Source organism: Paraburkholderia sp. UCT2 (assembly GCF_014397665.1).
Classification (GTDB): Bacteria; Pseudomonadota; Gammaproteobacteria; order Burkholderiales; family Burkholderiaceae; genus Paraburkholderia; species Paraburkholderia tuberum.
Genome location: NZ_VZQO01000087.1, coordinates 1 through 8,758 on the forward strand (window position 1 = coordinate 1; position 8,758 = coordinate 8,758).

Below are 8,758 nucleotides of genomic sequence, written 5' to 3' on the forward strand. Positions count from 1 at the left end.
TGGGTTGGGCGGGCGCTAGTTTAGAGCAAGACCGGAGGGCATGCACAAAGGAGGCTGGCACGGGCGGCGTGATGGCGGGCGGCCCGTGCCGGGGCGGGCGCGCTCGAACGCATGCTTTGGGCGCAGGCGGGTCGTCAACCCGGGTGACTGTGCGCGCGAGACGCGGACAAAAGTTTTCGACATGCACCTTCCGCGAACTTGCCGAAGCAGGCCGCCTTCGCCTGCTTCGGCGCCACGCATGACTCAGGGCCGCAACGGCCGGCCTTCCGCGCGGCCGAAGTCGACGAAGTGATCGACCGGGTCGACGCCCGCCGCGGCGACGTCGGGATTCGCTTCGAGGTAAAGCTTCGGATCGAAACCGTCAGGCAGTTGGGCAAGCCGCGCCTTGCGTTGAAACGATTCGGTGCTGCTCAACGGGCGACCTTCGAATCGACCGTAGTAGATGTAGTGCTGCAATGCATTGCCGCCGCTCGCGGCGACATCCGGATTGGCCTCGAGGTACGCCTCGCCGTCGAAGTCGACGATTGGCGTCAGGCTCGACGGCATGCCGGTCAGGTCGTGATAGCACAAACAGCCATCCGCGAAAAAATGGCAAACCAGTGCCTTGCGACTCACGTGCTCCGGATCGCGCATCTTGCTGCCGCCGTGCAGCAGGTTCGCATGCCACAACAGCACATCGCCCTTTTTCGGGTAGAAATGCTTTGGGCCCGATGAACGTTCAGCGATGAGCTTCTGAATCGCGGGTTCGTAGATGTCGTGATAAGCGGAATACCCGCAACCGAACGGCATGCCCAATTCAGTCGACATCAGATACGGCAGCTTGTGCGTGCCGGGGTGATAAACGAGCGGCCCGGAGTCGGGATGAATATCCTCGAAGGCGATCCAGTTCGCGACCAGATACCCGTTCGGATAGGTCGACATGTGAATCGAATCGGAATGCTCGAGTTGCTCGCTGCTCTTGTGACCGCCGATCGTCTGGAACGGCGCCGATTTCGCGCCCAGCAGCAGACTCACGATCTCGTTCATGCGCGCGTCGAACAGCATCTCGCGAACAGCCGGCACGTTGAAATGCGGATTCAGCGTGCGCCCAGGCAGCGTATCGCCTTCGAAAAGCGGCTCGGGCGGCGGCCGCAGCGTGCCGTCGGCAATCGCGTTTTCGTAGGCTTGCCACGTCGCATCGAGCTGTTCCGTCTTGAAGAAACCCTCAATGATCAGGTAGCCGTCGCTCACCCATTTGCGGCACCATTCGGCCTGCTGCTCGCTGACTACGCCTTGGGACAACAGCTCGGCAACCCGCTCCAGCGCATCCGGTCGATCGAGCCAGGGAACGGGGCCCGCCGCGGGAAATTTTTCGAATTTGAAGACCTGGGTCTGATTGTCGATCGGAACGTCCGCGACGACGGGCTTATCGAAAAAGCGCTGATTCTCGAGAGTATTCATGTTCGGGAAACTTTCCGGGTTCGCGTTTTAGGGTAACTGGCTTGAACACGACGCTGGCTGCGCGGTGTCGATCACTCGAACGAGCGCCCTTCCGCACGGCCATAGCGGATGTAGTGTTCCGCGCCAGAGCTGATGTGCTTGTGCGCAACGGCTTCTGCTACGTCAGGGTTGCGCTGAAGATAGTGCGCCTCGTTGAAATGCGGAATGCGAGCAGCGTAAAGAAGAATCGACGGACCGGCCGGATGTTGTTCGCGATCGTCCACGCCGACGATCACCGTCATGCCCAGTGCGTCGAGGACCGTCATCAGGCTTTCACGGGTCATCCAGTTGGCTTGCGGAGCAGTCCCGCCGATGAATTTTACGTTGTTGATGCTGTCGAGATAACTATGTCGGTGGAGATGCACTTCGCGTCCGCGAAACTCCGAGACGGTTGGCGTCGGATCGACGTGCCTTTGCAGGTTCGCATTCGTCCGCGCGACTTCGGCATCGTAATAGTGCGTCCAGAGGCAGATCGAATCTGACGCATATGCCATATCTTCCAGTAGCGATACCGGATCCATCATGTGATAGAGCACACCGCTTGCAAGAATCAGATCGAATCGCTGATCGCGTTTTTTCAGCAATTCTCTGAAATCGCCATACATGAATTCGGCATTGAACTTCAATGCATTCTGCACGAGCAGGCATTTGAGAAAGGACTTCGAATTCGCCTCGATAGCAAGGACACGTGAAGCGCCGGCTTTGGCCATCATGAACGTATGGCCGCCTTCCATGGGTCCGAGTTCGAGCACGCTTTTTCCGGAAAAGCCGCCGCACATGATCTCGAACCAGTGGAGACGCCCATCGTCGAAATGGGGCGCCATACCTAAACCGTAGCCCGGCACATCGGACACCCATGTGCCATCGAAAAGATTGAAAGCCAAAGTGTGGCCAGGCTCTTCAGTTGCATACAGATCCAGTTCAGTTCCTTTCAATTTGGCGCCTCGATTGATCGTCAAGTTTGCCGATTATGGTGCATCAGCGCGCCGCATGTCACGCGACGGGTGTTAAATCGAACGCGCGTCCGCATCAATGGGCATGATTGGGCATCAGTCGGGCTCGCCGCCCGCTTCGCGGTGCGTATATTTATGCTTGATGTATCGATGTGAACTGCCGGGCTGTTTGCGGCTATGATTGTGCCCCGTGGGCAGCCGCCCGGCTGGCGGCACGCCGGCCCACTCCCCACCGGCCAGCCACACCGTCTAACACTCGAACTACCGGAGGGCATCGAATGGTACTGGGGTGGCTCGTCCTACTTCCGTTCATGGCCGCGGCGCTCATTGCGCTCACGAGGCCGCGCGCCGCCGCGCTCTGCACCTGGATCGCGTTCGCGACGGCGCTGTTCGGCTGCGCGCTGCTGCTGAGCGAGCGCGTGGGCATGGGCGACCACGACGTGCTGCAATGGCGCCATGAGTGGATGCCCGACATCGGCCTCGCGCTGTCGCTGCGCCTCGATGGGCTGTCGTTCATGTTCGCGTTGCTCGTACTCGCGATCGGCCTGCTCGTCTTCATCTACGCACGCTACTACCTCGCCGGCAGCGATTCGTTGCCCCGTCTGTACCTGCTGCTACTGCTCTTCATGGGCGCGATGCTCGGCATCGTGCTGTCGAACAACCTGCTGCTGCTCGTCATCTTCTGGGAACTGACGAGCCTCGTCTCGTTCCTGCTGATCGGCTTCTGGCCATCGCGGCCCGACGCAAGGCGCGGCGCACGCATGGCGCTCACCATCACCGGCGCGGGCGGTCTCGCGCTGCTTGCGGCCGTGCTGTTGCTCGGCCACGTATGCGGCAGCTACGAGCTGAACGACGTGCTCGCCCAGCATGACAAGGTGCTGCACGATCCGCTCTACCCGGCCATTCTGCTGCTCACGCTGTTCGCGGCGTTCACGAAGTCGGCGCAGTTTCCTTTCCACTTCTGGCTACCGCACGCGATGTCGGCGCCTACACCCGTGTCGGCCTATCTGCATTCGGCGACGATGGTGAAGGCCGGCGTGTTCCTGCTCGCGCGTCTCTATCCGGTCCTCGAAGGTAGCCACCTGTGGGCTTACACGGTGACAGTGGCCGGGCTCGTCACGCTGGTGGGCGGCGCGGGGATGGCGTTGTTGCAGCGCGATCTGAAGGGCCTGCTCGCCTATTCGACCATCAGCCATCTCGGCCTGATCGTGCTGCTGTTCGGCCTCGACACGCAGCTCTCGACTGTCGCCGCGCTCTTTCACACGGTCAACCACGCGGTGTTCAAGGCGTCGCTCTTCATGGCCGCGGGCATCGTCGATCACGAAACCGGCACGCGCGATCTGGGCCGTCTGCGCGGCCTGCGCAGGTACATGCCGCATACGGCCGTGCTCGCGAGCGTCGCGTCGCTGTCGATGGCCGGCGTGCCGCTGCTCAACGGTTTTCTCTCGAAGGAAATGTTCTTCGGCGAAACACTCGCGCAAAGCATGTTCGGGCCGCTGAACCTCGCCGTGCCGGTCATCGCGATCGTGGCGGCGGCGCTCTCCGTGGCGTACTCGCTACGTTTCGTCTGGGGCGTGTTTTTCGACGGCGAGACGCCGCGCGATCTGCCGCACTATCCGCCGCACGAGGCGCCGCGCTTCATGCGGCTGCCGGTCGAGATTCTCGTGGCGCTGTGCCTGCTGATCGGCCTGTTCCCGCAGCAAAGCATCGGCAGGCTGCTCGAGTCGGCCGCGTGGGTCACGCTCGGCGGCAAGCTGCCCGACTACAGCCTGAGCCTCTGGCACGGCGTCAATATGCCGCTCGTGATGAGCGCGGTGTCGTTCGCGGCGGGTGCGGCGCTCTTTTTCCTGCGCCGCAATGCGTTCCGCCACCGTCGCACGGCGCTCACCGAGTTGAACGCGAGCGAAATCTTCGACCGCTTCGTGCAGCGCCTCGAACAGTGCGCCGGCGTGATCGTGCGCTTGTTCGAGACGCGCTCGCTGCCGGCCTACCTCGCATGGATGATCGCGGCGATGCTGATCGTGCCGGGCGTGCCGCTCGTCGCGCTCGACACCTGGAGCGGCAGCCACACGCGCCTGCCGCCCGATCCGTTCACGCTGGGCGGCCTCGTGCTGATGGCGTTGCTCGCCGTCGGCGTGGTGCTCGTGCGTGCGCGCACCCTTTACGCGCTCGTGATGCTGAGCACCTGCGGCCTGCTCGTGTCGCTCGCCTTCGTGCGCTTCTCCGCGCCCGATCTCGCGCTCACGCAGATCTCCGTCGAACTGGTCACGATCCTGCTGCTCGTGCTGGCCGTCTATTTCCTGCCCGCGCTGCAACGCGCGGTCGAGCCGCTCCCCGTCCGGCTGCGCAACGGCGTGCTCGCGCTCGCGGGCGGCGCGCTGCTCGGCGCCGTGTCGTACAGAATCATGACGAGCGCGCCGCTGCCAGGCATCGCTCCGTACTTCCTCGCCCATGCGCTGCCCGGCAGCGGCGGCCACAACGTCGTCAACGTGATCCTCGTGGATTTCCGCGGCTTCGATACGATGGTCGAAATCAGCGTGCTCGTGGTCGCGGGGCTCGCCGTCAAGGCGCTGCTGCGCGGGCTGCGCCTGAAGTCGCCCGATGCGGGGCCGGATGGCCGGCCATGGTCGTCGCAATCGCATCCGCTGATGCTCGCGATCCTCGCGCGGCTGATGCTGCCGCTCACCGTGCTCGTCGCCGTGTTCGTGTTCCTGCGCGGCCACAACCTGCCAGGCGGCGGCTTCATCGCGTCGCTGATCCTCTCGATCGCGTTGTTGCTGCAGTACGTCGCGAGCGGGGTGCTGTGGACCGAGTCGCGCATCCACCTCAACTACCGCGCGCTTGCGGGCTTCGGCATTCTGATCGCCGCGGCCACGGGGCTCGGCAGTCTCGCGTTCGGCCAGCCGTTTTTGACCAGTGCGTTCGGGCACCTGCACGTGCCGCTGATCGGAGAGATCGAACTGTCCACGGCGATGCTGTTCGATCTCGGCGTAACGGGCGCGGTGGTCGGCACGACGCTCACGATCGTCTCGCACCTCGGCGTACGCGACAAGGACATGCAGTCCGTGGAGAAAAGCTGATGGAAGCCGCCTTTGCCATCGCAATCGGCGTGCTTTGCGCGTGCGGCATCTACCTGCTGCTGTGCGCACGCGTGTTGCCGGTGATTCTCGGCATCACGCTGTTCTCGTATGCGATCAACCTGTTCCTGCTCGGCATGGGCCGGCTTGCGATCGGCAAGCCAGCGGTCATCGCGGCGGGGGCGCAATACGTCGATCCGGTGCCGCAAGCGCTCGTGCTGACGGCCATCGTGATCGGCTTCGCAATGACGGCCTTCACCGTGGTGCTCGCGCTGCGCTCGTTTTCGATCACGGGCAACGATCACGTCAATGACGAGGAGACGCCCGTCGAATGAACCACGTTCTCCTGCTCCCGATCCTGATTCCGCTCTTTTCCGCGGGCGTCATCGTCGTGCTGCCGCCGCGCGCGAAACGCCTGCAACGCGCGCTGAACGCGCTCGCCGTCATCGCGCTGCTGCCCGTCGCGTGCCTGCTGATGGCGCGCGCCGCGCAAGGCGAGATCGCCAGCTACGCGCTCGGCGCATGGCCCGCGCCGTTCGGCATCGTGCTGGAACTCGACCGGCTCGGTGCGCTGATGCTGGTGCTCACCGCCGTGCTGGCGGTCTGCTGCCTGCTCGGCACCTCGAGCGAGGACGCGAGGCGCGGCCGCTATTTCCGTGCGTTGGTCCAGTTCGAGCTGATGGGCCTGAACGGCGCCTTCCTCGCGGGCGATCTCTTCAACCTGTTCGTGTTCTTCGAGCTGCTGCTGATCGCGTCGTACGCGCTGCTGCTGCATGGTGGCGGCGCGCGACGGGTGCGCAACGGGCTGCACTATCTGTTGATGAACCTCGTCGGTTCGTCGTTCTTTCTGGTCGCGATCGGCGTGCTCTACGGCGTCACGGGCACGCTCAACATGGCCGACATGGGCGAACGTCTGGCGCGTCTCGGGCCGGAGTCGCTGCCGCTCGCGCAGTTCGCGGGCGCGACGCTGATGCTCGTGTTCGGCCTCAAGGCCGCCGTGTTTCCGATGTCGTTCTGGTTGCCGCAGGCCTACCGCAGCGCCATCGGCCCGGTGGCCGCGCTGTTCGCGATCATGACCAAGGTCGGCATCTATGCGATGCTGCGCTGCGACGCGCTCGTGTTCGGCGCGGCGGGCGGCGTGCTCGATGCGTTCATGCATCAGTGGGCGTGGTGGCTCGCGATCGCGACGATCGTGTTCGGCGCGCTGGGCGCGTTGGCGGTGTCGAGTCTCAAGACCACGACGGGCTATCTCGTGCTGGTTTCGGTGGGTCTGCTGATCGCGGCGATCGCACTACAGACGCCGCTCGCATGGAGCGCGCTGCTCTACTACCTGATCAGCACGACGCTCTGCACTGGCGCGCTGTTCCTGCTCGCCGACACGCTCGAACCCGAGCAAGTCCCGACCCCGCACGCCGCCCATGCCGCCGTTTCCGCCGATGCCAATTCGATCGAGCCCGGCTCGCTCGAAGCGCTCGACGACGCGGACGCGGCGGCCATCTCGCCCGACCCGGACGGCGAAGCGGTGGCGACGCTGGCGCGGGTGCAGCCGCTGCAGGTCGAGACGGCCGGCGCGCTCGCCGCGCTGGTCGGGGAACCGGCTCACACCGAAGCCGAAGCTACGGTCGAAGCGGTCCCGCGCACGCATGCACCGTGGCCGTCGAACCTCGCCGCGCTGCTCTATCTGATCGCCGCGGTGGGCGCCGCGGGCCTGCCGCCGCTGTCCGGGTTCCTCGGCAAGGCGATGGTGCTGGCCGCCACGCCGCTCGGCGCGGCAGTCGTGCTGTGGCCGGCCGTACTGCTTTCGAGCCTGCTCTCGATCGTCGCGCTGAGCCGCACGGGCACGCGCCTGATGTGGGCCGCGCCGGCCGCGCGCGCCGCCGCCGGCAAAGAGGAGCGCGCACCGCGTGGCAGTAATGCGAAGCTCGCCGCCTGCGCGATCCTGCTCGGCTGTGTCGTGGCCATCACGCTCGGCGCGGGCGCGGTGCGGCACTATCTCACCGATACGGCGACACAGCTATTCGATCGCGCCGCCTACGTGCACGCGATCCTGCCCGCGGCGCGCTCCTCGCCACCAACGGCCGCCGCGACCACGGCCGATGCACAGGGGAACTGACGATGTTGAAAAGGCTCTTCCCCCACCCGTGGCTCGCGGTCTTGCTGATCATCTGCTGGGTGCTGCTGATGAACGACGTCTCGCCGGGCAATCTGCTGCTCGGCGCCGCGCTCGGCTACGCGATCTCTTTTCGCGTCGCCGAAGGCTTGTGGCTGCGACCGGTGCGCTTCGGCCGACCGTGGCTGCTCGTGCTGCTCGCCTGGCATGTGTTGGTCGATATCATCGTGGCCAACGTCGAGGTCGCGCTGCTCGTGCTCGGCCCGACGCAGCGGATGCGCCCGGCGTTCATCGAAGTGCCGCTCGACAGCACCCACGAGATCGCGCTCACGGTGCTTATCAGCGTGGTCTCGCTGAGCCCTGGCACGCTGTGCGCCGAACTCAGCGACGACCGCACGCGCCTCTCCGTGCACGTGCTCGATCTCGGCGACGAAGCGGCACTCATCGCGCTCATCAAGTCCCGTTATGAAGCCCCTTTGATGGAGATCTTCGCATGCTAACCATCGTGATTCCGATCTCGCTCGCGATCCTCGGCATCGCGTTCCTGCTCGCGCTGTGGCGCCTCGTGCGCGGGCCGTCGCTGCCCGATCGCATCGTCGCGCTCGACACGCTCAACATCAATGCGATCGCGTTGATCGTCGTGTACGGCATCAGCTTGCGCTCGACGGTGCTCTTCGAGGTTGCGCTTCTGATTGCCGTGATGGGTTTCGTGGGTACCGTCGCGCTCACCAAGTACCTGCAGCGCGGCGACATCATCGAACTCAACTAGCGTGGGGTATGCCGATGGAAACTTTTGTCGAAGCGATCGTTTGTTTGCTGCTGCTGGCCGGCAGTCTGTTCACGCTGGTCGGGGCGGTCGGGCTCGCTCGGCTGCCCGACTTCTTCATGCGGCTGCACGGTCCGACCAAGTCGACCACGCTCGGTGTGGGCGGCATCGTGCTCGCGTCGGTGGTGTATTTCAGCGCGCATAACAACTTCGCGAGCCTGCATGAGTTGCTGATTCCGGCGTTTCTGTTTCTCACCGCGCCGATTAGCGCACATATGCTGGCGAAGGCTGGGATTCAGCAGGGAGTGACGCTGTCAGAGGCGACGCGGGGGCGGCCGCCTGTTACGGGCGCTTGCGCGGAACGGGGGAATAC

The 8,758-nt window shown here is 64.6% G+C and carries 8 protein-coding genes; 6 read left to right on the forward strand and 2 right to left on the reverse strand.

Annotation, left to right across the window (positions count from 1 at the left end; translation table 11 throughout):
• Positions 1 to 243: 243 nt before the first annotated feature.
• Positions 244 to 1,440, reverse strand: coding sequence for a phytanoyl-CoA dioxygenase family protein (locus tag F6X39_RS35285; protein WP_187620033.1), 1,197 nt, complete (start codon positions 1,438 to 1,440; stop codon positions 244 to 246).
• A gap of 71 nt (positions 1,441 to 1,511) precedes the next feature.
• Positions 1,512 to 2,414, reverse strand: a complete 903-nt coding sequence (locus F6X39_RS35290; RefSeq protein ID WP_187620034.1) for a class I SAM-dependent methyltransferase — start codon at positions 2,412 to 2,414, stop codon at positions 1,512 to 1,514.
• A gap of 296 nt (positions 2,415 to 2,710) precedes the next feature.
• On the opposite strand from F6X39_RS35290, the gene F6X39_RS35295 reads away from it, so the two are divergent.
• From F6X39_RS35295 to F6X39_RS35320, 6 genes are all read left to right on the forward strand, one after another.
• Entirely contained in the window at positions 2,711 to 5,512 is a 2,802-nt protein-coding gene (locus tag F6X39_RS35295) for a monovalent cation/H+ antiporter subunit A (RefSeq protein WP_187620035.1), read from the forward strand.
• The gene (locus tag F6X39_RS35300) at positions 5,512 to 5,844 is read left to right on the forward strand and encodes a Na+/H+ antiporter subunit C (RefSeq protein WP_090803875.1); all 333 of its coding nucleotides are present in this window, start codon (positions 5,512 to 5,514) and stop codon (positions 5,842 to 5,844) included. Before F6X39_RS35295 ends, F6X39_RS35300 begins: the two co-directional genes overlap by 1 nt.
• Positions 5,841 to 7,622: a monovalent cation/H+ antiporter subunit D gene (locus tag F6X39_RS35305; RefSeq protein ID WP_187620036.1), complete on the forward strand. Its 1,782-nt coding sequence runs from the start codon at positions 5,841 to 5,843 to the stop codon at positions 7,620 to 7,622. Before F6X39_RS35300 ends, F6X39_RS35305 begins: the two co-directional genes overlap by 4 nt.
• Before the next feature lie 2 nt (positions 7,623 to 7,624).
• Positions 7,625 to 8,119: a Na+/H+ antiporter subunit E gene (locus F6X39_RS35310; protein ID WP_184032634.1), complete on the forward strand. Its 495-nt coding sequence runs from the start codon at positions 7,625 to 7,627 to the stop codon at positions 8,117 to 8,119.
• Entirely contained in the window at positions 8,113 to 8,388 is a 276-nt protein-coding gene (locus F6X39_RS35315; RefSeq protein ID WP_187620037.1) for a K+/H+ antiporter subunit F, read from the forward strand. The genes F6X39_RS35310 and F6X39_RS35315 overlap by 7 nt, the downstream gene beginning before the upstream one ends.
• Before the next feature lie 8 nt (positions 8,389 to 8,396).
• A partial coding sequence (locus tag F6X39_RS35320) for a Na+/H+ antiporter subunit G (protein WP_187620038.1) occupies positions 8,397 to 8,758 on the forward strand: 362 nt, incomplete at its 3' end.

Excerpts from the sequence above, each read along its gene's own strand:
- F6X39_RS35315 (WP_187620037.1), top strand. The coding sequence starts at position 8,113 with ATGCTAACCATCGTGATTCCGATCTCGCTCGCGATCCTCGGCATCGCG.
- F6X39_RS35300 (WP_090803875.1), top strand. The coding sequence starts at position 5,512 with ATGGAAGCCGCCTTTGCCATCGCAATCGGCGTGCTTTGCGCGTGCGGC.
- F6X39_RS35305 (WP_187620036.1), top strand. The coding sequence starts at position 5,841 with ATGAACCACGTTCTCCTGCTCCCGATCCTGATTCCGCTCTTTTCCGCG.
- F6X39_RS35310 (WP_184032634.1), top strand. The coding sequence starts at position 7,625 with ATGTTGAAAAGGCTCTTCCCCCACCCGTGGCTCGCGGTCTTGCTGATC.
- F6X39_RS35285 (WP_187620033.1), bottom strand. The coding sequence starts at position 1,440 with ATGAATACTCTCGAGAATCAGCGCTTTTTCGATAAGCCCGTCGTCGCG.
- F6X39_RS35295 (WP_187620035.1), top strand. The coding sequence starts at position 2,711 with ATGGTACTGGGGTGGCTCGTCCTACTTCCGTTCATGGCCGCGGCGCTC.